The following is a 24333-nucleotide window of genomic DNA, read 5'->3' as shown; positions in this document are numbered from 1 at the left end:
ATGAGCGCCGAAAACCTTTCCAACACCATCAAGCGTCGCGGACTGATGCTGGTGCTGTCGTCGCCGTCGGGCGCCGGCAAGTCGACCATCTCGCGCAACCTGATCGAGACCGATCCGGAGCTGAAGCTGTCGGTGAGCGTGACCACCCGTCCGCGCCGCGGCAGCGAGATCGACGGTGCACACTATCACTTTACCTCGAAGCGCGAGTTCGAGCTGTTGCGCGACAACGACGCCCTGCTCGAATGGGCCGAAGTGCATGGCAATTTCTACGCCACGCCGCGCGAGCCGGTCGAGTTGGCCATGTCGCAGGGCCGTGACATGCTGTTCGACATCGACTGGCAGGGCGCCAAGCAGCTCAAGGAAAAGATGCGCGGCGACATCGTCTCGATCTTCATCCTCCCGCCCTCCATGGGCGAACTGAAGGCCCGCCTCAAGCGTCGTGCCGAGGATCAGGATGCGGTGATCGAGACGCGGCTCAAGAATGCCCGCGACGAGATCGAGCACTGGGGCGAATACGACTATGTCGTGGTCAACGAAGACCTCGACCGTGCCTTTGCCGAAGTGCGGGCGATCGTGGCCGCCGAGCGGCTGCGTCGCGACCGTCGGCCGGGCCTGTTCGATTTCGTCTCGAAGCTGCTCGACGAAAAGGTCTGATCTTTTTGCCTTCTGCCCTTGTGGGAGGTGTCGCCAGGGCGACGGATGAGGGGTGGCCGTCAGGCTGTAACCCTCATCATCCAAGCTCATTGCGCTCGCCCACCGTCTCTCGCAAAGCGGAGAAGCAGCGTCAGACCGCCTTGGCCAGGGCCACGAATTCCTCGATGCTCAGCGTCTCGGCTCGGCGGGTGGGGTCGATACCAGCAATTTCCAAGACCCGTTCGCCGCCCATGCTCTTCAGGCTCTGGCGCAGCATCTTGCGGCGCTGGCCGAAGGCCGCCTCGGTGACGCGGCCGAGAACCTTCACATCGATAGCCAGCGGCTCCGCGCGCGGCACCAGATGAACCACAGACGAGGTCACCTTGGGCGGCGGGGTAAAGGCTTGCGGCGGCACGTCGAAGGCGATCCTTGCCTCCGTACGCCAGCCGGCCAGTACGCCGAGGCGGCCATAGGCCGAACTTGTGGGTTTCGCCACGATCCGCTCTGCGACCTCGCGCTGGAACATCAGCGTCAGCGACTGATAGAAGGGTGGCCACGCCTCCACCGTCAGCCAGCGGACCAGAAGTTCCGTACCGATATTGTAGGGCAGGTTGGCAACTATCTTGACCGGGCCCGAGGCAAGTGCGGTGAAGTCGGTCTTGAGCGCATCGCCGGAAATGACCTCCAGCCGCCCAGGATAGTGTGCGGCAACCTCAGCCAGCGCAGCCATGGTGCGCTCGTCGCGTTCGATGGCGATCACGCGCTCAGCGCCATTCATGAGCAGGGCCCGTGTCAGGCCACCCGGGCCGGGGCCGACCTCGATGACGGTGACGCCGGTCAGGTCGCCGGCGGCGCGCGCAACCTTGCTTGTGAGATTGAGGTCGAGCAGGAAGTTCTGCCCGAGCGCCTTCTTGGCCTGCAGGCCGTGGCGCTCGATGACGTCGCGGAGCGGCGGCAGGCCGTCGATGCTGGTGCTCATGCCTGGCCACCCTCTACGTCGGCGAGTTGTCGGGCCAGCTTGAGCGCAGCGATCAGGCTGTCGGACCTGGCGATGCCCTTGCCGGCAATGTCGAAGGCAGTGCCGTGATCGGGCGACGTGCGGATGAAGGGCAAGCCGAGCGTGACATTGACGGTCTCGTCGAAGGCCAAGGCTTTGGCGGGGATAAGGGCCTGATCGTGATACATGCAGATTGCGGCATCATAGCCGGCGCGGGCGCGGGCATGGAACATGGTGTCGGCGGGCAGGGGGCCGAAGACGTCGATAGCTTCCGCCTGCAACGCGTCGACGGCTGGGCGCACGACGCGCTCGTCCTCGTGGCCCATGGCTCCACCTTCGCCGGCATGCGGATTGAGGCCCGAGATCGCGATGCGCGGATTGGCGATGCCGAAACGCAGACGGAGATCGTGGGCGGTGATGCGGCTCGTTTCGACAATCGCCTCTGTCGTCAGCGCCTTTGGCACGTCGGCCAGGGCAATGTGGATGGTGACCGGCACGGCACGCAGGTCTGGACCGGCAAGCATCATCACCGGCGTGACGGGGTGGCCGAGCCTTTGGGAGGCGAGGTAGGCCAGATATTCGGTGTGGCCGGGAAAGCGGAAGCCGGCATCGTAGAGCGGCTTCTTGGCGATGGGGCAGGTGACGACGGCGGCGGCGCGACCCTCGAACGTATCGGCGACGGCGCGGTCGATGGCCTCGATGATCCCGCCTGCATTCTGCTTGTCGGGCTGGCCGGGTGCGTCGACGAGCCTTGCGGCCAAGGGTACGATCGGCAGGGCCGATGCAAAATGAGCGGCGGCGTTGGCTGGGTCGGTTTCTGTGATCTTAAGCTCGAGGCCGAGTTTGGCCGCGCGCGCAGCAACAAGCGCCGGGTCGCCAAGCAGGTAGAACGCGGGAACGTCGGCAGCCTGCCGCAGTCGCCACGCGGAGACTGCGATTTCCGGGCCGATGCCTGAGGGATCGCCAATGGTCAGCGCCAGTGGGGCGCCGGGGGCACCCACGGCTAGCGGTTGACGATGCGGGCCTTGGCCCGCAGTTCGGCGAGATATTTCTTGCTGAGCTCTTCGGCCTTTTCGTTGCCTTCCTTGCCGGCACCTTCGGCCTGGAAGACCATCTGCGCGACCTTGTCGTCGGAGACTTCACGGGCGCTGCATACGCCGATGAACTCGACGCCGCGCTCGGTCTCGCGAGCTGGCGTCACGCCGCCAGCCTTGAGCTTCTTGATGTCTTCGGCCCATTCGGGCGGCAGCTGCGGCGCGAGCACACGGCCGAGATCGCGCACGGTGACGTCGAGCAGGCCTTTGGAGAATTCACGCGTCTGTTCGCAGCCGTTGAAGCGGCCACGCATCGCGTCGGCCTCGCGCTTGCGCTTGGCGATCGAGCCGCGCTCGGATGCCGGCACCACGAAGATCACCTGCTGCAGCATATATTCGGTGGCCGAAGGCTTGGCGCCGCCCTGCTGCAGCATGCGACGCACGGCGTCCTGCTCGCTGGTTCCACCACCACCCGCTTCGGAGCGGAAGCGCGCACTGAGCGCCTGGTTCCAGCCGATCTGCGTGCGGATGTATTCCTTGAAGTGGGCCGCCGTCACACCGGCCTGAGCCAGAATCTGGTTCATCTGCTCGGGCTTGAGCTTGTTGGAGCCGGCAAAGCGGGCATAGGCGTCGTCGACCTGCTTGTCGGAGATGCGGATGCCGAGCCGCTTCATTTCCGCTTGGCGGAGCGTCTGGTCGATCATCTCCTCGCCAGCATTTCCCTTGCGCTTCTGCAGCTTGAGAAAGGCGGCGCGACGCTGGATGTCGTAGCTGGTGACCGGCACATCGTTGACGATGTACTTGATCTCGCTGGCGAAGGCCGGCGGCGCATAGACGGTCGTCGAAACAGACGTTGCCGCCACGAGCAGCGCGAAGCCTGCCGATAAGAAGTACTTTCGCATCGAAAAAGTCCCGTTCAAACCCCAGATCCGAGCCATGCCCGGATGCATATTGCCCCGTCATTGGCCGCGTTATACGGCAAAACGATGTCAGGCCGCCCCCGGCAGGTCTACGTTCGCCCCTAGAAGGTATCCTTCGCCGAGCCGAAATCGCCGAGCGTGCGGAACGAGATGTTGAAGCCCACGGTGCGTGAAACGTCGTTCGGCTTGGCGTGCTCGCGGCTCTCGACGTAGGTCATCATATAGGTGAAGCACTCGTCGTCATAGGCGAAGCCGACACCGTTCTTGACCATCAGGTCGCCCTGGATGTCGTAGGTGCCCGATCCAAACACGCGCCACTCGTCGTTGAAGCGTGCAGTGGCGCCCAACGTCACTTCGTGGCGGTCGTTGGCAAAACCGTAAAGAGGCTGCGACTCGATGAAGGCGTATTTCGCCGACACCGCGATCGGACGGGCGTCGAGGCCAGCCTTCAGCTCGGCGCGACGGACCGCGAACGTCTGTTCGTCGAAGCGACCGCTGGCCGATGCCGAGAAGCCGTTGGGGCTGGCGATGCCGACGAGCGCCACGTAATCCGAAGTGTCGCTCTCGAGACCGGAATAGGCGCCGGCATTGACCAGATCGGGTGCGGCAAACGAGTTTTCACCGGCGAGCTGGTAGGACTGGCCAACGATTGCATTGGTGGTCCAGCCATTGTTGAAGTTGCCGGTGTAGCGCAGGCCGAGATTGGCGCGCGTGCCGCCTTCCATACGGTCGTAGCCCGAGAACTTGTCACGCTCGAACAGCGACGTCGCATCGAAGACGAAACTCTGGGCATCCTCGTTGGGGATGCCGAGGCGCCCGATGTCGCCCTCGTTCGGACGCGCAAAGACCTGCGCCATCGGCTCGAGCACATGCGTCGAACTGGTCGACGAGAACAGCACTGGCCAGCGCAGCTCAAGACCCAGCGTCGCCATGTAGCGGAACAGCGACGAACGGACGTCCGCTGCAACGCCGAGGTCGCCGGCCATGTTGTTGATCGCGTCGACCGATGCATTGGAGGCGTTGAGATAGCTACCGTCGGCGCGGAACGCCATCAAAGGGGTGACCAGCAAACCGCCGTCTGTGATGATGGTGCGCTTCCACTCGGCCTCTGCTGTCAGCCGACCGGAGTTGCCCTCAAGCCCATGCACAGTGGGTGTCAAAGCCGGGTCGAATACGGTTGTGTCCAGTCCCGAGCGCTGGATGACGCGTGCGTTGACGTCGAACGACAGTTCACCGCCGGCGACAGGCATGTCGGGGATATAGGCATAGTCGAGCGACGGCAGCACCCAGGGCTGCTTGTCGGCGCGCGCCAGCGGATCGCTGTCGAGCGCGTCCTCCTGGACCTGGAAGCGCATGGCGCGCAGGTCAAAGTAGTTGCGGTCGCTTAGACCGGTCAAATAGACCTCGGAACGATGGGTGGAGTCGTTGAAGCCGTCGATCCCATAGGTGCGTGAGAAATTCTTGTCCGACTGGGCAAGAATATCCCAGCCGAAGGCCCAGCGCGGGTTGAGGTCGAAGTGCCCTTTGGTGCCGACCATGCCGCGCAGCTTGTTCGGATCGCCCGCTGGGCCCGAATCGACAGTGTTGGCGTCGAACCGGTCGGGATTTTGCTGGTTGATGCCCGCGATCTTCAGGCTGTATTCGCCGTTATTGAAGCGCTGGCGCCATTCGGCCTCGGCGAGGAAACCCTGGCGGGTGTAGCCGGTGCCTTTGACCGTGAGATCGTAGGTCGGCGAAAGCGCCAGATAGTAGGGGATGCCGAGGCTGTAGCCGAGCTTGTTGTTGTAGCCGACGCTCGGCATCAGGAAGCCGCTCTTGCGCTTGACCGTGGGGTCCGCGATTTCGAACGACGGCAAGAAGGCAATCGGGAAGCCGAAGAATTCGAAATTCGAATTCTCGAAGCGCACGGTCTTCTTCTGGCCGTTCCAGATGATTTTCTGTGCCTTGATACGCCAGATCGGCGCTTTGTCGGGCTTGTCCTCACAGGGTTCGCAAGCGGTGTAGACGCCGTTGTTGAACGTCGTCAGCACGCCGCCTTCGCGCTTGGCGCTTTCGGCTGCGAAATAGGTCTTGTCGACGGTTTCGAGACGCAGCGCGTTGACGAAGCCGTTGGCGAAGTCATCGGTGATGTCGATCTCTTGCGAGAAGATCTTGGTGCCGTCGGCATTCAGGATTTCGACGTTGCCGCTGGCGACCAGCCGCGAGGTCTTGCGGTCATAGGTGACGCGCTGGGCGACCAGGCGGTTGTCCGCATAGTCGATCTGCACGCCGCCGACGGCGGTGACCGTGTTGGCGTCGTTGTCATAGACGAGCGTGTCCGCCTCGAGCAGCATCTGCGAGCCTTCGGGCACGTCAGGCGCAAGGTCGGCGATCGTCTGGGCGGCAACCGGCGTGCTCGGCGGAACAGCGAACGCAAAAAGGCATGCGAGCGCAGTCGCAGCAAACAGGCGGGCCCTGATTTGGGCCGTCTTTTGGCTGGCCATTACGCCCCTCACCTAACCGTCCTCCCTGTAGAGCAGGAAAGTTACCCCGAAAAACATTGCTACGACGACTGGAAGCCAGGCCGCAATATAGGTCGGCACGAATCCAGCATTGCCGAATGCTTTGACCAGAACCGAAACGACATAAAGCAGAAAGCCAGCGACGACGCCACCCAGAATCATCGTTGCCGACTGCCCCATCCTCGCAAATCGCATCGACACTGTTGCAGCAATGAGTGTCATTGCCACCAGCAGGAAGGGCAGGGCGACGAGCGAGTGGAACTGCATGGCGAAGGCATTGGCGCGAAGGCCGAACGAACGAGCCACCTCGATCTTGGCGGGCAACTGGAAGAACGGGATCGTTTCCGGGCGCGCCAGCCGCTCCTGGACGAATTCCGGTTTGAGATTGGTAGGCACCCGGTCTGTCGGTTCAGCGACGAAATTCTCACCGCCCTTCATGCTCCGGACGTCCACCAACTCCCAGTAGCCGTCGCGCAGATAGGCACGCCGCGCATCCTTGCGGCCGACCATGTTGCCGTCATTGTCGAAAATGAAGAACACGGCGTCGGACAGTTCAAGGCCCTGGTTGAGAACCGCACGGGCGCCGATGATGACTTCCTCGTCCTTCGTCTTCTGACGCAGCCACGGCGCCGAGAAGGCCGAGACCGAATTGGACTGGCGCGAGCGCAGCTCCGATTCGAGGTTTTCCGAATGCGAGAAGCCGTAGGCTGCGATCGGGTTAAGGATGCCGACGGTGACGAGGCCGAAGAACAACGCGCCGGCGCAGCAAGGCAGCAGGAACTGCCAGGCCGAGATGCCGGCGGCGCGGGCTATCACCAGTTCGTAGCGCCGGTTGAGCGAGATCAGCGTCGCCATGGCGCCGAACAGCGCCACGAAAGGCACCGTCTGCTGCATGATCATCGGCACGCGCAACGCCGATACGGTGAGCGCGATGCTGAACTTGAAGCCCGGCAGGCCGCCGACATTGCTCGAGAATTCGGTGACGTCGATGATGAAGATCAGCGCGAAGATGCCGACGAAGAACCACGTCGTGATGACGACGTAGCGGAAGAAGAAATAACGGCCGAGTGTCCAGCCCATCACGCGGCTCCCTGGCCGGATGCGCCGCCGCCCCAGAGGCGAAGGCGCAAGGCTGTCATGGCGTCGCTGAAGCGCGCGAACCGCGACGCGATCCAGTCGGCGGTGGCGACGGGCAGTTCCATCGATTTGTTGTTGCGAATGAACCAGATCGCCAACAGCGAGGCGCCGATCGGCACGCCGTAGACGGCAAAGCCCAGCCACGGCACGGTTTCAGCCTTGCTGTCGGCGAAGAACCCAAGCCAGCGGAAGAACAGCGCGATGCCGATGGTGGTGATCAGCGGATGGATGCGGGCGTCGCGGTGCGAACGGGCGTCGCCCGCAACCGCGAGCGCGATCAGTGCGAATGTGATCGGGTATAGCCACTCGGTGAAGCGCCGATCGAGTTCCGCTTTGAAGGCGTCGGGATTGCGCTGGTAAACCTTGTCGTTGGCGGGCGGGTTCATAAGATAGAGCGTGCCGCGGTCTTTCGGCCGCATAGTTACTTCCTGTGCGGCGGAGCTGAATTCGCTGAGGTCGAAGGCGTAGGAATCGAAGCTGATGACCGAGACCTCACCGGCTGGTGCCTTGCGGTGGATGACGCCATTTTCCATGACGAGCATCTGCTTGTTGTCGCGCTTAATGAAGGCACCCGACTTGGCATAGTAGATCAGGTCGACATTCTTCTCGCGCGAATCGGCGACGAAGATACGGCCCAGGCCACCATCCGGCAGGCGCTCGCCGACCTGCACGAACAGGCCTTCGTCGACCTTGCGGAACGAGCCTTCCTGGATGATCAGCGACAGGAGATCGGCGCGTGACGTCGCGACAAGTTCGCGGTTGCGCTGGCGTGCCATCGGGTCTGCTACATTGTCGATGACGAAGGAGAACAGGCTGGCGCCGATGGCCAGGATGAGGATCGGCCGGATCACTGTCATGCGCGAGGCGCCGGCCGCATTGATCACCACCAGTTCGGAATCGCCGTTCATGGTGCTGAGCGTCTGCGCGACCGCGATGATGACGGCGAAAGGCACGACTATGGGGATGATGGTCGGCAAGATCAGCGCTGCTACCTCGAAGAAGGTCAACGCCGACTGGCCGCTGTCGGTGACGAGGTCGATGCGGCCCAGCACCTGGGTGGTCCAGACGATCGCCAAAGTCCAGGTCAGCGCCGCAATGAACACCGCGAACGCACGACGCAGGATGTAGCGCTCTACGACCTTCATTGGATGATCAGGATTCCGTGTTTCCGACTTGGCTGGTCGACACGATCGCGTCTGGCCAGTGTCTCTAAGCTATAGTCCCAGGCTTGCCGGCACAACCAGCGCCCCCAGGCCGGCATCGTTTCAACGCCATGTTTCCGCCGACCCGACTCTCGAACCTATTGGCTAAGAAAGGCCGAAGAGAGATGGTTAATGCAAGGTCGCCAGCGACATTTCGTCTTTACCTATAGTGAGCCTGGATGACGGGAGGCTTGCCAAAAAGTCGAAAACGACCAAATGTCGCGCACAATCTGAATGACATCCGAAAGCAGGGCATCATGACTTCCAAGCCGTCGATCAGTTTCGCCAAGGCAGGTGTGCCGAAAAAGGGCAGCGTGTTCGTCTTCTCCGCCGAAGATGGTGGCTTGAGCGATGCAGCGCGCACCTGCGATCCGGCCAAGACGCTTGATCGCGCCTTCCCGGTCGCCGATTTCACCGGCAAGTTCGGCGCCGTCGTCGAGGTGCTGGCGCCCGAGGGGACTGCCGTCGACAGGCTGGTTGCCGTCGGCGCCGGTAAGGCTGCGTCGCTCGACGAATATTCCTGGCTGAAGCTCGGCGGCACGGTTGCCGGCCAGTTGCGCAAGGCAACCGAGGTGGCCGTGATCCTCGATATCGCGGATGTCGCCGTCGATGGCGCCGCTGCCGCCGGTTTCGCCGCCGGCATCCTGCTCCGGACGTATAATTTCGACAAATACAAGACGAAGAAGGACAATGGCGACGGCAAGGCCGACGACAAGAAGCCTGCCAAGATCACCATCCATTGCGCCGATCCGGTAGCTGCCAAGAAGGCATTTGCCGATGCCGAGGCGGTGGTCGGCGGCGTGGTGCTCGCACGTGACCTGGTCAACGAGCCGGCCAACGTGCTCGGCCCGGTCGAGTTCGCCGCCCAGGCCAAGGAACTCGAAAAGCTTGGTGTCAAGGTCGAGATACTGACCGAGAAGGAAATGAAGAAGCTCGGCATGGGCGCGCTGCTCGGCGTTGCCCAGGGGTCGGTGCGTCCGCCGCGCCTCGCTGTGATGCAGTGGAACGGCGGCAAGGCCAAGGATAAGCCCGTCGCCTTCGTCGGCAAGGGCGTGGTCTTCGATTCGGGTGGCGTGTCGATCAAGCCTGCAGCCGGCATGGAGGACATGAAGGGCGACATGGGCGGTGCTGCCGCCGTCACCGGCCTGATGCATGCACTTGCCGCCCGCAAGGCCAAGGCCAATGTCGTTGGCATCATCGGCCTCGTCGAAAACATGGTCGACGGCAACGCCCAGCGTCCGGGCGACATCGTCACCTCGATGTCGGGGCAGACCATTGAGGTGCTGAACACCGACGCCGAAGGCCGTCTCGTGCTCGCCGATGCGCTCTGGTACTGCAACCAGCGCTTCGAGCCGAAGTTCATGGTCAATCTGGCGACGCTCACAGGTGCCATCATGGTGGCGCTCGGCCAGCAGCACGCCGGTTTGTTCTCCAACAATGACGAGCTGGCAACCCGGCTGACCGCCTCCGGTACCGCGACACAGGAAAAGCTGTGGCGCATGCCTCTGGGCTCGGATTACGACAAGCTGATCGATTCGAAGAATGCCGACATGAAGAACATCGGCGGTCGTTACGGCGGCTCGATCACGGCCGCGCAGTTCCTGCAGCGCTTCGTCAAGGAAACGCCCTGGGCGCATCTCGACATTGCCGGCACTGCCATGGGCTCGCCGACCAACGAGATCAACCAGTCCTGGGGCTCCGGCTATGGCGTGCGCCTGCTCGACAGGCTGGTGCGCGACCACTACGAAGCATAAGGCCTGACAGGCGGCAGCCATAGCCAAGTTCCAAGCGGCTGCCGCCCGAAGCTTCACCCGCGCTCTGAATTGGGGCATAGCATTGCCCTATGGCCGAAGTCCTTTTCTATCATTTGACCGAATCGACGCTCGAGGATGCCCTGCCGAGCCTGCTCGAGCGCAGCCTGCAGCGCGGCTGGAAAGCAGTGGTGCAGGTGGGCTCGGAAGAGCGGCGCGATGCGCTCGACGTGCATCTGTGGACCTTCCGCGAGGAGTCGTTTCTAGCCCATGGCAGCGACCGTGAGCCTCATGCGCCCGATCAGCCCGTCATCCTGACTGTTGGCGAGGGCAACCCGAACGCCGCCGAAATCCGCTTCATGGTCGATGGTGCTTCGCCGCCCGACCTCAGCCCCTATCAACGTGCCGTGTTCCTGTTCGACGGACACGACGCGCTACAGCTCGAAGACGCACGCCAGCACTGGAAGACGATGAAGGTCGCCGGCCACGCTGTGACCTATTGGCAGCAAACCGCCGACAAGCGATGGGAACGCAAGGCCTAAGGGGCACAACGAGCCTGGCGGGACGGATGCAGGCGACCTCGCAGGCCGAGGCGGCCACCAGACAAGATGCAGCGTGAAATAGTGGGCAAAGACAGCGCTCCACTTCCCGATGCGGGGCAAAAGCCGTAGTAGGGCTTATTCCCTGTCTTCGGTTGCGCTTCGCCGCGACCTCCAGAGCATCGAGCGCCATGCGGTCCCTGTTTCTACTCATCCTGCTTGCGGGCACTGGCCTCGGAATCATTTATCCTTGGGCAGCCACCAATTTCTCCGGCAACGAGATCGGGACCTACCGCGTCTATGATCGGGGCGGCAGCTTCCGTCCGGTGGACGTGGCCTTGGCAACGACCGATGCGCCGGTGCGTGTGCTGGTCGATCTGACCACATTGGCGCCGCCTGTCGTCCAGCCGGCGCGGGCGATCCTGTCGATGACGGCTTCGACAGGTGGGGAGACTGTGCTGGCCCAGGCGCTGAACTTCTATGACACGACCCCGCGCGAGCGCAGTCCGCAACTGCCCGATCCGGTGTTCCGCGACGATGCCGGCCTGATCCGCGAGGTGAAGGCGGGCAGCTATCGTTTCGTGGTGGCACAGGGCGATAATGACAACGTCCAGATTCAGCGCGTCGACCTTATCCTGCGCTCCGGCGCCGGCGAACCCGACCCCCGAGCGCAACCGACCGGTTTTTCGCTCATGGCTGTGGGCTTCATAGGTCTGGTGCTGTCTTTGCGCCGCAAGCGCAATCCGGAGAACCCGAGCTCGCAGCCCCCGGCGCCGCGCTGGGGCAGGGGAGCAGACAAGACATAGTTTTTTGCATTTTGCGGCGTTGCGAGTGGGGAGCGCATGTCCGAAAATGAGGAAGAGGACGACATCTCGGCAATCCTGAGGTTTCTGTCCGTCATCGCCATGGTCGTGGGGGTAGGGCGATTTACGCCTACCCTTGGGCGGTGAAGAATCTCAGTGGCCGCGAGATCGGCATCTACCGTATCTATGATGACGGCAAGTTCCCTGCCGCCGCTGCCATTTTGGCAGATACGGACGCGCCTGTTCGGGTGATGGTGGACGTGGTTGCGGTCGAGCCTATAGCTCAGAGATCTGTGCCATTGGTCATTTCTGTCGTTGCCTCGACACGCGGCGAAGTGGTGTTCAGCGAAACGCTGAAACTGCGGGACGTGGCAATCAGCGAGCGCAATCCCGAGACCATCGACCCGATGCATCGGAACATTGCCGGCTTGATCCGCACGGTGGAGCCGGGCATCTACAGTTTCGAGATCGGCCAGCCGGGCATAAGCGGAATTGGTGTCAGGAGCGTCGATGTCGTTTTGCGTGGCGGGGTGATGGAAGTTGACCAACGGGCCCATCTGCCGGGCTTCTTCCTGGTTGCCGCCGGCCTTGCCGGTGTCGCGGTTTCCATGGCGCGCGGACACGATCGGACGACAAGGACAAAGCCACCGGCGAAGCGCTGGGGCAGGAATGCGGACAAGACATGAATTATCGCCACGCCTATCATGCCGGGAACTTTGCTGACGTGGTCAAGCACGCGGTGCTGGCCCGGCTGGTCGAATACCTGAAGCGCAAGGACAAGGCGTTTCGCGTCATCGACACCCATGCCGGCATCGGCCTCTATGACCTTGGCTCCGAAGAAGCGCAGAAGACGGGTGAGTGGCACGACGGAATCGGCCGACTGGTCGAGACAAAGCTGCCCGCAGACGCCGTTGAACTGCTGGAACCTTATCTCGATGCTGTTAGGGCGCAGAACCCCGAGGGCGGCATTTCAAGCTATCCTGGTTCGCCTGTGATCGCCCGTCATCTGCTTCGCAAGCAGGACCGCCTCTCGGCAATCGAGCTGCATCCTGAGGATGCGCAAACGCTGGCTGCCCAGTTCGAGGGCGATTTCCAGACGAAGGTGATCGAACTCGACGGCTGGCTCGCACTCGGCGCGCATCTACCGCCGAAGGAAAAGCGTGGGCTGGTGCTGGTCGATCCGCCGTTCGAGAAGGAAGGCGAGTTCAACCGCCTTGTCGATGGTCTGGCCAGGGCCCACAAGCGTTGGCCTGGCGGCGTCTTCGCGCTGTGGTATCCGGTCAAGGATCGCAAGGCGGTTGCCGCCTTTCGCGAGGCACTGGCAGGTGCCGGCATTCCCAAGATCATGGACATCGAGTTTTACATCCGCCCACCTTCTCCGGAGCCGAGGCTTGATGGCACTGGCATGGTGGTGGTCAATCCGCCGTTCCAGCTTGAGGCCGAGTTGCGCACCATGCTGCCGGCGCTGGCCAAGGTGCTTGCCGAGCAGAAGGGGGCGCGATGGTCTGTCGAATGGCTGGCCGGCGAGGCTTCTTGACCGCGACGCGGCGACGCCGCAAACTGAGTTGCAGCAGCTTCGGAGTGGAAACCATGAGTCGCATCGCCAGCATCTTCCTTGCCGCAACGACCAGCCTTGGCGCCATCGCCCTTGGTGCGGGCTCCGCCCAGGCAGCCGACCTTTCCGGCAGCTATGCCGCCGATTCCGGTTTGTGCAGCAACGCGTCGGTGCTCAACCGCATCACCAGCCGCTTTGCTCACCAGGTTCGCCACGTGCCGAATCTGCCGCAGGTGGCCATCACCGATTTCCAGCGCATCCACGAGCATCGCTATGAAGCTGCCGACGAAAACCACCCTATCGGCCGCACCTATTGCGGCGCCAAGGTGACCCTGTCTGACGGACATGATCGCGACATCTGGTATCTGGTCGAAGAGGGCATGGGCTTTGCTTCGATCGGCAACAATGTCGAGTTCTGCGTGTCCGGCTTCGATCGCTGGAACGTCTATGACGGCCGCTGCCGCGTCCTGCGCTGAGGTTGGCCGGATTTCGTCATGATCCGCAGGATGCTCCAGGTCGCGCTCGTCGGCGCGGCCTTTTCCGCGCTTTGTGCCTGTGCTCCTGCCGAGCAGGAGAGGCCCGCGGCTGACAAGTCTGCTGGACCCGCGACGCAGCAGGCAGCCGCAGTTCCGCGCGGGCAGGGCTTCGATTTTTATGTGCTGTCGCTGTCGTGGTCGCCGAGCTACTGCGAAGCGGAGGGCGAGCAGGCCAACGGCCAGCAATGCCGCGCTGGCCGGCCCTATGCCTTCGTTGTGCATGGCCTGTGGCCGCAATTCGAGCGTGGCTATCCTTCGGACTGCCAGACCGGCAACAGCGATGTGTCAAGCGCCACGCTGCGCGGGCTCTACGACCTGATGCCATCAGCCGGCTTGATCCGCCACGAATGGCGCACGCACGGCACCTGTTCGGGGCTGAGCCAGGACGACTATTTCAAAGTGTTGCGGGCCGCTCGCGAAAAGATCGAGATTCCCGCCCAATTCCGCCGCCTGGACAACTACCAGACCTTGGCGCCTGGTCAGGCCGAGCGCGCCTTCCTTCAGTCGAATCCCAGCATGAGCGCAGAGGATATCGCGGTGACCTGTGACCGCCGCTATCTCCGCGACGTCCGAATCTGCATGACCAAGGATCTCGATTTCCGTGCCTGTCCTGAAGTCGATCGGCGTGCCTGCCGGCTCGACAAGGTGGTGATGCCGCCGGTGCGTGGCGGCTGATTCTTGCTGTTCGCGCGTTGCCCTTGCGGCACGCGCTGATATGGTCGCCCGCGAAAAGGGAGCCACCATGCCGCAACTGCTTTATTCTTCCGCTTCGCCCTACAGTGCCAAGGTTCGCATGGCGGCCGTCTATGCCGGGATTCCGGTGGAGCCGGTGACGGTCGAGACCGGCCCGCAGCCGGCGATGCTGACCGACGTCAACCCGCTCGGCAAGATTCCGGTTTGGGTGACGGACGACGGACAGGGCATCTACGACAGCCGCGTCATCACCCAATATCTGAACCGGATTTCGGGCAACAAGCTGTTCCCGCGCAACGCTGACAAGCGCCTGGACGCGGAGCGTCTGGAAGGCTTGGCCGACGGCATCTGCGACTGCCTGCTGGCGATGGTCTACGAGCGCCGCTCGCGCCCAGAGGAGATCGTCCATCAGCCCTGGATCGACAAGCAGTGGGCGAAGGTGGCACGCTCGCTCGACCTGCTCAACGCCAATCCGCCCAAGCTGCCCAAGGCGATCACGACCGGCCAGATCGCGCTGCGCGCGGCGATTGGCTACATGGAACTGCGTTTCGCTGGAAAGTGGGAGAAGGGGCGTCCGCGCCTAAAGCGCTGGGCCGCGCGTTTCGACGAAAAATTCCCCGAGTTGAAGGCCGTCATCCCGCAGGGATGATCTGGCATCGCAGCTGGGCGCCCCCTCGGCCGGCAGGAAAACAAAAAAGCCGGGCACAAGGCCCGGCTTTTCCGTTGGTCCGATCGGGAGGATCAGAACTTCATGCCGACGCCGAACTGGATGCGGTGATCCTTGAGCGAGACGTCGTGGTTGGTGCCACCGAGGTTGTAGCTGTCGGTGCCGAGATCGGTGTAGCGATACTCGACGCGGCCGAAGACCGACTCAGTCAGCTTGACGTCGGTGCCGACGCCAGCGGTCCAGCCAAGCGCGGTGTTGGAGTCGCTGCCTGTTGCATCCGACACCTTCACGCGCTGGCCAGCACCACCGGCCGTGCCGTAGAGCAGGATGTCAGGCGTAACTGCATAGCCAAGACGGGCGCGCAGCGAGCCTTCGACGCCCGACTTCACTTCCGTGCCGGAGTTGTCGCCCTTGATGCCGCTGTAGCCGATGTCGCCTTCAGCACCGATGACGATGTTGTCCATCTGATAGTTGTAGCCGACGAACGCACCGCCAAGGAAACCCTTGGTGTCGATCTTGTTGTCGAACGTCTTGTCGTTGGCCGTGCCCGAGAAGCCGTAGCCGACGGTCACACCAGCATAGGGACCAGCCCAGCTGGCGACCGGGGCAACTTCCATCGGAGCTGCGGGGGCCGGCGGCTCTTCCATGACGACGTCGGCTGCGAAAGCCGGCATAGCCGCCAGAGCGACGAGGCCGAACGCTGCCGCGAGCGGACGAGCGTGCTTGAGAATGGCAGTCATTTTTTACTCCTTAAGCCAACTAGACACTGGCTTTCTTTCAAAATGGCGCCCTTGAAACCCGTCCGGGGGGATAAACGGTCCAGGCGCCGAACAGTTCCGAATGTCGTGTCGAAATGCGGCTGAACCGAACCTGAAGTTGGGTGATTGCCGGGCTGAAATGAGGCTGAAGCATGACGTTGCGCTAATGCAACATCGCCTGTCGGCTGCCTTGTCGGCGAATTGCCGCAAGCCGCTTGGTGCAAGGAGTTGGGCGTTCTATATCTCGTCTGCCGATATGGTTCGCGGGACGATTGGAAGGCGCCGCCGAAGGGCTTCGTCACATTGTCGCCAGATCGATGAACGGCTTTTTACTGATGTTACCGAAGGGTAACCAAACTCGACTGCGTGCGGCTGTCGGGCAAACAGCAAGGGATGATCAGATGGCGGCCATGGAAGGCAATGTGCTGGTGACCGGAGGTGCCAAGCGGATCGGACGCGCGATCGCCGAGGATCTGGCGGCTCATGGCTTCGGCGTCGCCATCCATTGCAACCACGGGCGCGCCGCTGCCGACGATCTGGCTGCTTCCATCAATGCCAATGGTGGGCGCGCGGCGGTGGTGCAGGCCGACCTTGCCGACATGAAAGCGGTCGACAGCTTGCTCGCCGCTGCCGAGGCAGCGCTCGGGCCGATCACGCTTCTGGTCAACAATGCCTCGGTGTTCGAGAGCGACTCGGTGACGGACTTCGACTGGGAGGCATGGGACCGGCATTTTGCCCTGCATGTGAAGGCACCTGCGCTTTTGGCAAAGAATTTCGCGGCTGCCTTGCCTGACGGCGCAGAGGGCCTGATCGTCAACATGATTGACCAGCGCGTGCTCAAGCCGACGCCGCTCTATTTTTCCTATTCGCTGTCGAAGGCCGCACTCTGGGCGGCGACGCGCACCATGGCCCAGGCGCTGGCGCCGCGTATCCGCGTCAACGCCATCGGACCGGGGCCGACGCTGCCCAGCGCGCGCCAGGACGCTGCAGCCTTTGCCGCCCAGCTCGACGGGCTGATCCTCAAGCACGGCCCGGAGCTTGGCGAATTTGGCGCGACCGTTCGCTATCTGTGGCAGGTAAGGTCAGTAACTGGCCAGATGATCGCGCTCGACGGCGGCCAGCATCTTGCATGGCAGACGCCCGACGTGACAGGCATGGTGGAATGAGTCCACGCGAATCCGATACCGGCTCTGGCCCCCGCAAGGGCGGCAAGGCGGCCGAAGACATGCCCGACATCGAACTCGACGACGACGAGTCGGTAGAGGACGAACTTGCGCCGGCGGCCTCTGGTCCGGACCTGCCGTTCACCGCCATCGACTGGACCGCGCATGCCGGCGACGCCGACGGTCTGGTCGGTGCCGAAGTCATCCAGACCATGGTCAAGCGCCTGCCAAACGCGCCCGGCGTCTACCGCATGATGAACGCGGCCGGCGACGTGCTCTATGTCGGCAAGGCGCGCAGCCTGAAGAAGCGCGTCACCAACTACGCGCAGGGGCGCTTCCACACCAACCGCATCGGCAAGATGGTGCGCGAGACGGCGACGATGGAGTTCGTCGTCACCCGCACCGAGATTGAGGCTCTGCTGCTCGAGGCGAACCTCATCAAGCGCCTGAGGCCGCGCTTCAACGTTTTGATGCGGGATGACAAGTCGTTCCCCTACATCATGCTGACCAGCGATCACACGGCACCCGGCATCTACAAGCACCGCGGCGCGCGTTCCCGAAAGGGCGGCGACTATTTCGGTCCGTTTGCGTCGGCGCAGGCAGTTGGCCGCACCATCAACTCGCTGCAGCGCGCCTTCCTGCTGCGCAGCTGCACCGACAGCTTCTTCGACAACCGCACCCGGCCGTGCCTGCTGTTCCAGATCAAGCGCTGCGCCGGGCCCTGCACTGGCGAGATCTCGCGCGAAGGCTACGACGAGCTGGTGCAGGAGGCGAAGGACTTCCTCTCCGGCCGCAGCCAGAAGGTGAAGACCGAAATCTCCGGCCAGATGCAGCAGGCGGCGGAGGATCTCGATTTCGAGCGCGCCGCCGTCTATCGCGACCGCCTCGCAGCACTGTCGCATGTGCAGAGCCACCAGGGCATCAATCCGCAGACGATCGACGAGGCCGACGTCTTTGCCATCCATCAGGAGGGCGGGCAGACCGGTATCCAGGTGTTCTTCTTCCGCACCGGCCAGAACTGGGGCAACCGCGCCTATTTCCCGAAGGCAGATTCGTCGCTCGAAGCCGCCGAGGTGCTGGGCTCGTTCCTCGCGCAGTTCTACGACGACAAGCCGTCACCGCGCTCGATATTGCTGTCACATGCTGTCGAAGAACAGGAACTGCTGGCTGAAGCGCTGTCGACCCGCGCCGGCTACAAGGTCACGCTTTCTGTGCCTCAGCGCGGCGAGAAGAAGGACATCGTCGACCATGCCGCGCAGAACGCCCGCGAGGCATTGGGCCGCCGGTTGGCGGAAACATCGACCCAGGCTCGCCTGCTGGAAGGTTTTGCCCAGACCTTTGCCCTCGAAAAGCCGCCCGTTCGCATCGAGGTCTACGACAACTCGCATATCATGGGCACCAATGCCGTTGGCGGCATGATCGTCGCCGGCCCGGAAGGCTTCGTCAAAAACCAGTACCGCAAGTTCAACATCCGCTCGACCGACATCACGCCTGGCGACGATTTCGGCATGATGCGTGAGGTCATGACCCGCCGTTTCTCACGCCTGCTCAAGGAGCATGGCGGCGAGCAGCCCGAGGAGGCCGAAAGCGTCGAGGATGCCGGTGCGTTTCCGGCCTGGCCTGACGTCATCCTCATCGACGGCGGGCAGGGGCAGATGACGGCCGTGCGCGCCATGCTGGCCGAGCTTGGCATCGAGGACCGGGTGGTGGCGATCGGCGTCGCCAAGGGCCAGGACCGAGAGGCGGGGCGCGAGCGCTTCTTCGTCAGGGGCAAGGATTCGTTCTCGCTGCCGGTGCGCGATCCCGTGCTCTATTTTGTCCAGCGCCTGCGCGATGAGGCCCATCGTTTCGCCATCGGTTCGCACCGGGCGCGGCGCAAGAAGGAGATGGTCAAGAACCCGCTTGACGAGATCGCCGGCATCGGTCCGTCACGCAAGCGCGCGCTGCTTCTGGCATTCGGCACCGCCAAGGCGGTGAGCCGTGCTGCCGTCGACGACCTGATGGCGGTGGAAGGCATCTCTGAATCGACTGCCCGCCTTGTTTACAACCATTTTCACGATAATGGGTGATGGATTGTCGTTCGCAAACATGTTGGCCTAGCGATAGGCAGTTGACCCCTGACGCCCGCTTCTGATTTCACTTAGGCAGACCGAAAAGAGCATTCGAGACCATGGCCCAGCGCGCATTCAACCTGCCCAACATACTGACCTATGCGCGCATCCTAGCCGTGCCGATGGTAGTGCTCTGCTTCTTCCTGGAAGGACGTCTGCAGTCGTCCGACTTCGCGCGCTGGAGCGCCTTGGCGATTTTCGTCATCGCCAGCATCACCGACTATCTTGACGGCTACCTTGCGCGCGCCTGGAAGCAGACTTCGAACATTGGCCGAATGCTCGACCCCATCGCCGACAAGCTTTTGGTCGCCACCTGCCTGCTGCTGCTTGCCGCCGACACCGACAATCGCGGCGGCATTGCCGGCTGGTCGCTGTGGGCGGCCATCATCATCCTGTGCCGCGAGATCCTGGTCTCGGGCCTGCGCGAATATTTGGCGGCGCTCAAGGTCAGCGTGCCCGTCACCCAGCTCGCCAAGTGGAAGACGGCGATCCAGATGGTGGCCATCGCCTTCCTGCTGGCAGGACCTGCCGGTGACAAGATTTTCCCGCTGACCACCCAGACCGGCCTCGTGCTGCTTTGGATCGCGGCGATCGTGACACTATATACCGGCTATGACTATTTCCGTGCTGGCCTGAAGCACATCATGGACGAGTGAGCCGCATGAAACTCATCTATTTCGCCTGGGTGCGCGAGCGGATCGGCAAGGCAGAAGAAGATGTCGAACTGCCAGCCGAGGTGAAGACGGTTTCCGATCTTCTGTTGTGGCTCAAGTCGCGCGGCGAAGAGTTCGAAAGCGCCTTGCAGCATCCCGAGGTGATACGGGTCGCAATCAACCAGGAGCATGTCGATCACCGCCAGCCGGTTGCCGGTGCGCGCGAGATCGCGCTGTTTCCGCCGATGACGGGCGGCTGAGCCATGACCTCCGCCGTCGTGCCCATGGTGCGCATCCAGGCGGCGGATTTCGACGTCGCCCAGGAAATCGGCCGGCTGACTGCGGGTCGGGCGGATGTCGGTGCTGTCGTCACCTTCACCGGTCTGTGCCGTGACGAGGCCGGCACGTTGTCGGCACTCGAACTCGAACATTATCCGGGCATGGCCGAGGCTGAAATCTCCAGGATCGCGGCCGAAGCGCTGGAGCGCTGGCCGTTGTCGGGCATGACCGCCATTCATCGCTTCGGACGGGTCAGGCCGGGCGAGAACATCGTGCTCGTCGTTGCTGCCTCCAAGCACCGGCAGGCCGCCTTCGAGGCCGCCAGTTTCCTGATGGATTATCTCAAGTCGCGAGCGCCCTTCTGGAAGAAGGAGCATCGCGCCGACGGCAGCGCCGGCGACTGGGTGGATGCCAAGGAAAGTGACGAAGCTGCCGCGGCGCGCTGGGCCCGGCCATGACAGTCGGTGGCCGTCTTGGAGCGACGGGCGGCCACGGAACCACCGCAATCCTTTGCACCTTCGGAACTGGATGACGGCAACAGTCATGCCGCGGCCAGGCAACAACGCATTGCGGGGAGACAACCATGCTGGGCAAGCTCGCGGAATTCATCGTTTTCGGCTTTGCGCCGCTGCTGATCGGCATGCTTGCAGTACCTGACATGGCGATGGCTGAAGAGAAGACGATTTCAGGCGAGGTGCTCTATCGCGAACGCATCGCATTGCCGCCTCACGCAGTTTTGACCGTGCAACTGGTCGACGTGTCGCTGGCCGATGCTCCGTCCACTGTCATCGGCCAGCAGAAGATCGATCCGGCCGGGCAGGTGCCGATCAAGTTCGAGGTCCGCTTCGATCCGGTCGCCATCCGGACGGGCATGACTTATGCGCTTCAGGCGCGCATCACGGTCGACGACCGCCTCTGGTTCATCAATGACGAGCGCTACTCGGTCGATCCGCTCAACGCCGTGCCGCAGAGCATGGTACTGAAGATGGTGAGCCAGGCCAGCGAACCGGCCAAGGACGACATCTTCGACCGCGAATGGGTGGTGGAGCAGATCGGCGGTGCCGACGTTCTTGACGCGCCGCCTTCGACGCTGCGCATCGATCCGGCCGGTGGCGTGACCGGCCGTGGCGCTTGCAACAACTTCTTCGGCCAGGCCAAGGTCGACGGCAAGGCGATCACCTTCGGCCCGCTCGGCTCGACCTTCATGGCCTGCGAGCAGGCGGTGATGGATCAGGAGCACCGCTATCACCAGGCCCTTGGCCAGGTGACGTCCTATCGTCTGGACGGCGGCAAGCTGATCCTCGCCGACAAGGACGGCAAGGACATCCTGCGTTTCGGCGATGGCGGCTGATTGAATCGTTTTCTGTGGCTTGTCAGGTAACTCTTTGAAAAGACTGATGGCCCGTCCAGCTTAGGTCGAAGGCTTCGACCAGGCGGCGATTGCGTCCTCGGCCTGTCGAGGAGCGAACAACAGGAGAAAGAAAAAGCCGGGGCAAAACCCCGGCTTTTCGATTCTGGATCAACGCCTTGTCAGGCGTTGCCGATGGTCTGGATCAGCCGACGACTTCGGTGCCCGAGAACCAGTAGGCGATCTCTTCGGCAGCGGTCTCAGGAGCGTCCGAACCGTGCACCGAGTTCTCGCCGATCGACAGGGCGTGGACCTTGCGGATGGTGCCTTCGGCAGCATTGGCAGGGTTGGTGGCACCCATCACTTCGCGGTTCTTGGCGATGGCGTTCTCGCCTTCGAGAACCTGGACGATCGTCGGAGCCGACGACATGAACTCGACGAGCTCGCCGAAGAAGGGGCGTTCCTTGTGAACGGCGTAGAAGCCTTCGGCTTCGCGGCGGCTCATCCACACGCGCTTGGAAGCGACGACGCGCAGGCCCGCATCCTCAAGCATCTTGGTGATTGCGCCGGTCAGGTTGCGCCTGGTTGCGTCCGGCTTGATCATCGAAAAGGTGCGTTCGATCGCCATGTCTGGTCCTTATGATTTCTGGGATTTTGCAGTGTGGCGGGCTCTATACAGGCCGCCCGCTGCATTGCCAAGGGGGACTAGGCGGCCGCGGCGATGCTGCGCCCCTTGCCGCCATGAAGGTCGAGACAGCGCTCGAACCACTCGGCAACCGGGTCGGCAGCTTCGAGTAGCTGGTAGGGGGTGGCGATCCTCGCCCACTGCAGCGCGCCGAAGACGATGTAATCGGCAAACAAAGGTTGCTCGCCGCCGATCCACGGTTGGTAGGACAGCATACTGCGCAGCGGCTCCAGAGAAGCGCGGAAGCCGGAGAGGCTGGCATCGCGGCTGGCGGTTACCTCTTCAAGGGGCCTGCCGAAACGGGCTTCGCGGCTCTTGCGGAAATAGGCTGCATTCTCGTCGTCCTGCATGGCGTGCAGGGCCGTGAGCGCAGCCACGGAGATATAGGGATGCAGCGTCAGCTGCGACCAGCGCTCGATGAAGCGTGCATGCGCCATGCCGCCCGGGCCTTCGAACAGCGACGGTTGCTCTGGATAGGCCTCTTCCAGATAAAGCGCGATGGCGAACGAATCCGGGATCACCTTGTCGCCATCGCGGATGACGGGGATCGTCTTCGAGACGCCGCCTTCGATCTCTGGCACTTCCACAAGGCGCTTCAGAACGGCGCGGTAATCGAGCCCCTTGTGCTCCAGCGCCATCGCCACCTTCCAGCAATGCGGGCTGAAGGGGCGTGCGGCATCGCTGCCGACGAGATCGTAGAACAGAATGGTCATTGGCGAGGCTTTCCGATGCACTTAGGAAGGACAGACGGTTTCGAAGCACCAAGGAATATCAGATGAAGCAGCATTTCAGGATGATGGCCGCCTATAATCAATGGGCCAACGAGCAGGTTTATGGCGCTGCGGCCGATCTTGGCGACGAAGACTTCGGCCGTGACGTCGGTGCCTTCTTCAAGTCGATGCGCGGCACCCTGAACCACCTGCTCGCCGCGGACCGCATCTGGCTGAAGCGCTTCACGGGCCTGGGCGATGCTCCGTCGGCGCTTGACGCGATCTTGCACGAGAACCTTGCCAGACTGAAGACGGCCCGCGAGGCGGAGGACAGGCGCATCGTCGAATGGATCGATGGTCTCGAGGAGAAGGCCTTCGCCGGCCGCTTCACCTATATGACAGTAACCGACATGCGTACCATTTCGCAGCGTCTGGCACCTGCGCTGACCCACCTCTTCAACCATCAGACCCATCATCGCGGCCAGGCGCATATGATCCTGACCGTGTTGGGGCGACCTTCGATAAACCTCGACTTGATCTATTTCCAAAGGTCGGAAGTGGGCCGCAATTATGCTTAATTAGAATTAAATTATGATTTTCATGCAAACGGAAAAATTGTTTGCACACAAATGAAAGTTGTTAATACGCTTTACTATAAGTTGTGACTCGATTTGACTATCGATTGAGAAAGATGTCAGTCTCCGTGGTGGGCTGAAACTTTCAGTCCAGTGGGATCGTTACTGCGCAGGCAACCAGTTTCTGGTGGCTGGTTGTTTGGATTGGCAACCACAGGGAGACATCCATGACTGGCATTTCCAAGGCAATCGCAACTGCACTGGCGGGTGGCATTGTTTTTGTAGCGCTCGCCGCGCCGGCCAGCGCGCTGGACATCGGCGATCGTAGCAAGGGACTTGGCGTCTCGATTGATTCGAAGGGCATCGGCGCGACCGTGGGCGGTTCGGGCGGCATCAATGCCGATGTCGGGCTCGGTTCGGGCGGCAGCAAGGGGCTGGCGAGCGCCAGCGTCAACGCCAGTGTCGGCGGCGCCAAGGGTCTCAACGCCAATGTCGATGCCGGCGTAGCCAACAGCAAGGGCCTCGTCGACGCCAATGCAAAGGCAACGCTGGGCGGCTCGAGCGGCCTCAACGCCAATCTCGGCGCGAATGTCGGCGGTACAGGCGGGCTGGCCAAGGTCAGCACCACTGTTGGTGTTGGCGGGAACAATCTGCTCGATCTCGGCGTCACCATCGGCGGTCCCGGTCTGCCGGGTGGCCCTGGTGGTCCTGGCGGTCCGGGAGGTCCTGGTGGCCCCGGCGGTCCAGGCGTCATCAATCCGGGCGTGATCGGCGGCATGTCGCAGGCGCAGGTGGCGGCCTATGTCAAGCGTTGCAACATGGTGCTTTCGAACCCGATGGCGTTCGAGAGCGACCTGCGCGAACTCTGCAAGCTTCTGCGCATGGCCAGCCGCTAAGCGGCGACAGTGGTGATTTCGGACGGCCCGCGCTTCGCGGGCCGTTTCGTTTTTCGGCAGGGCGCGCCGGTCTTCGCTGAGGGCCCTTCCCGAAAAAATGTCATGAGCCTGTCTGGATCATGAGATCCGGCCGTCGCGGCCGCTTGCCTTGTTGGTACAACTGGGACAGAGGGTGGCTATGGTCGTG

General features: G+C 62.7%; 26 protein-coding genes. 17 read left to right on the top strand and 9 right to left on the bottom strand.

Translation table 11 applies throughout. The annotated features are described in order from the left end of the window. Positions 1–654 (top strand): guanylate kinase, encoded by a 654-nt coding sequence (gene gmk / locus NDO48_RS10675; protein WP_018427115.1) that lies wholly within the window; start codon positions 1–3, stop codon positions 652–654. Positions 655–784: 130 nt separating this feature from the next. Here the strand turns inward: gmk and rsmA are convergent, their stop codons facing one another. The 6 genes from rsmA to lptF all read right to left on the bottom strand — a co-directional run bounded on the left by rsmA (position 785) and on the right by lptF (position 8367). Continuing rightward, positions 785–1612, bottom strand: a complete 828-nt coding sequence (gene rsmA / locus NDO48_RS10670; RefSeq protein WP_018427116.1) for a 16S rRNA (adenine(1518)-N(6)/adenine(1519)-N(6))-dimethyltransferase RsmA — start codon at positions 1610–1612, stop codon at positions 785–787. Continuing rightward, positions 1609–2631, bottom strand: coding sequence for a 4-hydroxythreonine-4-phosphate dehydrogenase PdxA (gene pdxA, locus NDO48_RS10665; protein WP_267321451.1), 1023 nt, complete (start codon positions 2629–2631; stop codon positions 1609–1611). The genes rsmA and pdxA overlap by 4 nt, the downstream gene beginning before the upstream one ends. Before the next feature lie 2 nt (positions 2632–2633). Next, entirely contained in the window at positions 2634–3566 is a 933-nt protein-coding gene (locus NDO48_RS10660; RefSeq protein ID WP_018427118.1) for a peptidylprolyl isomerase, read from the bottom strand. 119 nt (positions 3567–3685) lie between these two features. Beyond that, positions 3686–6067, bottom strand: a complete 2382-nt coding sequence (locus NDO48_RS10655; protein ID WP_018427119.1) for an LPS-assembly protein LptD — start codon at positions 6065–6067, stop codon at positions 3686–3688. A gap of 12 nt (positions 6068–6079) precedes the next feature. After that, positions 6080–7168 (bottom strand): LPS export ABC transporter permease LptG, encoded by a 1089-nt coding sequence (gene lptG / locus NDO48_RS10650; RefSeq protein WP_026227011.1) that lies wholly within the window; start codon positions 7166–7168, stop codon positions 6080–6082. Then, positions 7165–8367 carry an LPS export ABC transporter permease LptF gene (gene lptF, locus NDO48_RS10645; RefSeq protein WP_018427121.1) on the bottom strand — a complete coding sequence of 401 codons (1203 nt, stop codon included), beginning with the start codon at positions 8365–8367 and terminating at the stop codon, positions 7165–7167. Before lptF ends, lptG begins: the two co-directional genes overlap by 4 nt. 314 nt (positions 8368–8681) lie before the next feature. Between lptF and NDO48_RS10640 the strand changes: the two genes are divergently transcribed. From NDO48_RS10640 to NDO48_RS10605, 8 genes are all read left to right on the top strand, one after another. Next, positions 8682–10178, top strand: a complete 1497-nt coding sequence (locus tag NDO48_RS10640) for a leucyl aminopeptidase (RefSeq protein ID WP_018427122.1) — start codon at positions 8682–8684, stop codon at positions 10176–10178. 89 nt (positions 10179–10267) lie between these two features. Next, positions 10268–10717, top strand: coding sequence for a DNA polymerase III subunit chi (locus tag NDO48_RS10635; RefSeq protein ID WP_018427123.1), 450 nt, complete (start codon positions 10268–10270; stop codon positions 10715–10717). A gap of 188 nt (positions 10718–10905) precedes the next feature. Continuing rightward, the gene (locus NDO48_RS10630; RefSeq protein WP_018427124.1) at positions 10906–11520 is read left to right on the top strand and encodes a hypothetical protein; all 615 of its coding nucleotides are present in this window, start codon (positions 10906–10908) and stop codon (positions 11518–11520) included. Between the two features lie 140 nt (positions 11521–11660). After that, on the top strand, positions 11661–12203 hold the full coding sequence (locus NDO48_RS10625; RefSeq protein ID WP_018427126.1) for a hypothetical protein: 543 nt from the start codon (positions 11661–11663) through the stop codon (positions 12201–12203). After that, positions 12200–13054 (top strand): 23S rRNA (adenine(2030)-N(6))-methyltransferase RlmJ, encoded by an 855-nt coding sequence (locus NDO48_RS10620; protein ID WP_018427127.1) that lies wholly within the window; start codon positions 12200–12202, stop codon positions 13052–13054. The genes NDO48_RS10625 and NDO48_RS10620 overlap by 4 nt, the downstream gene beginning before the upstream one ends. Before the next feature lie 53 nt (positions 13055–13107). Further along, positions 13108–13548 (top strand): hypothetical protein, encoded by a 441-nt coding sequence (locus tag NDO48_RS10615; protein ID WP_018427128.1) that lies wholly within the window; start codon positions 13108–13110, stop codon positions 13546–13548. Positions 13549–13566: 18 nt separating this feature from the next. Then, positions 13567–14283 (top strand): ribonuclease T2 family protein, encoded by a 717-nt coding sequence (locus NDO48_RS10610; RefSeq protein ID WP_018427129.1) that lies wholly within the window; start codon positions 13567–13569, stop codon positions 14281–14283. Positions 14284–14350: 67 nt separating this feature from the next. Beyond that, complete coding sequence (locus NDO48_RS10605) at positions 14351–14950, top strand: glutathione S-transferase family protein (protein WP_026227012.1); 600 nt, start codon at positions 14351–14353, stop codon at positions 14948–14950. A 92-nt stretch (positions 14951–15042) separates the two neighbouring features. Here the strand turns inward: NDO48_RS10605 and NDO48_RS10600 are convergent, their stop codons facing one another. Beyond that, positions 15043–15708 carry an outer membrane protein gene (locus NDO48_RS10600; protein ID WP_018427131.1) on the bottom strand — a complete coding sequence of 222 codons (666 nt, stop codon included), beginning with the start codon at positions 15706–15708 and terminating at the stop codon, positions 15043–15045. Positions 15709–16127: 419 nt separating this feature from the next. On the opposite strand from NDO48_RS10600, the gene NDO48_RS10595 reads away from it, so the two are divergent. The 6 genes from NDO48_RS10595 to NDO48_RS10570 all read left to right on the top strand — a co-directional run bounded on the left by NDO48_RS10595 (position 16128) and on the right by NDO48_RS10570 (position 21283). Then, positions 16128–16892, top strand: coding sequence for an SDR family oxidoreductase (locus tag NDO48_RS10595; protein WP_018427132.1), 765 nt, complete (start codon positions 16128–16130; stop codon positions 16890–16892). Next, positions 16889–18958 carry an excinuclease ABC subunit UvrC gene (gene uvrC / locus NDO48_RS10590; protein WP_018427133.1) on the top strand — a complete coding sequence of 690 codons (2070 nt, stop codon included), beginning with the start codon at positions 16889–16891 and terminating at the stop codon, positions 18956–18958. Before NDO48_RS10595 ends, uvrC begins: the two co-directional genes overlap by 4 nt. Before the next feature lie 101 nt (positions 18959–19059). Next, positions 19060–19656, top strand: a complete 597-nt coding sequence (gene pgsA, locus NDO48_RS10585) for a CDP-diacylglycerol--glycerol-3-phosphate 3-phosphatidyltransferase (protein WP_018427134.1) — start codon at positions 19060–19062, stop codon at positions 19654–19656. Positions 19657–19661: 5 nt separating this feature from the next. Then, positions 19662–19913, top strand: a complete 252-nt coding sequence (gene moaD / locus NDO48_RS10580; RefSeq protein ID WP_018427135.1) for a molybdopterin converting factor subunit 1 — start codon at positions 19662–19664, stop codon at positions 19911–19913. Positions 19914–19916: 3 nt separating this feature from the next. Beyond that, positions 19917–20390: a molybdenum cofactor biosynthesis protein MoaE gene (locus tag NDO48_RS10575; protein ID WP_018427136.1), complete on the top strand. Its 474-nt coding sequence runs from the start codon at positions 19917–19919 to the stop codon at positions 20388–20390. A gap of 125 nt (positions 20391–20515) precedes the next feature. Then, complete coding sequence (locus NDO48_RS10570) at positions 20516–21283, top strand: YbaY family lipoprotein (RefSeq protein ID WP_018427137.1); 768 nt, start codon at positions 20516–20518, stop codon at positions 21281–21283. A 202-nt stretch (positions 21284–21485) separates the two neighbouring features. Here NDO48_RS10570 and ndk read toward each other — a convergent pair whose 3' ends face one another. Both ndk and NDO48_RS10560 read right to left on the bottom strand, forming a co-directional pair. Continuing rightward, positions 21486–21908, bottom strand: a complete 423-nt coding sequence (gene ndk / locus NDO48_RS10565) for a nucleoside-diphosphate kinase (RefSeq protein WP_018427138.1) — start codon at positions 21906–21908, stop codon at positions 21486–21488. Between the two features lie 77 nt (positions 21909–21985). After that, on the bottom strand, positions 21986–22678 hold the full coding sequence (locus NDO48_RS10560; RefSeq protein WP_267321450.1) for a glutathione S-transferase family protein: 693 nt from the start codon (positions 22676–22678) through the stop codon (positions 21986–21988). A gap of 62 nt (positions 22679–22740) precedes the next feature. Between NDO48_RS10560 and NDO48_RS10555 the strand changes: the two genes are divergently transcribed. Further along, positions 22741–23253, top strand: a complete 513-nt coding sequence (locus NDO48_RS10555; RefSeq protein ID WP_267321449.1) for a DinB family protein — start codon at positions 22741–22743, stop codon at positions 23251–23253. Positions 23254–23477: 224 nt separating this feature from the next. After that, entirely contained in the window at positions 23478–24146 is a 669-nt protein-coding gene (locus NDO48_RS10550; protein ID WP_018427141.1) for a hypothetical protein, read from the top strand. The last annotated feature ends 187 nt before the right edge of the window (positions 24147–24333 follow it).

Origin of the sequence: Aminobacter sp. MET-1, assembly GCF_026521175.1 — a bacterium.
GTDB lineage: Bacteria > Pseudomonadota > Alphaproteobacteria > Rhizobiales > Rhizobiaceae > Aminobacter.
Note: the sequence above shows the minus strand (reverse complement) of the source record. Positions and strands in the feature narration are given on the sequence as shown.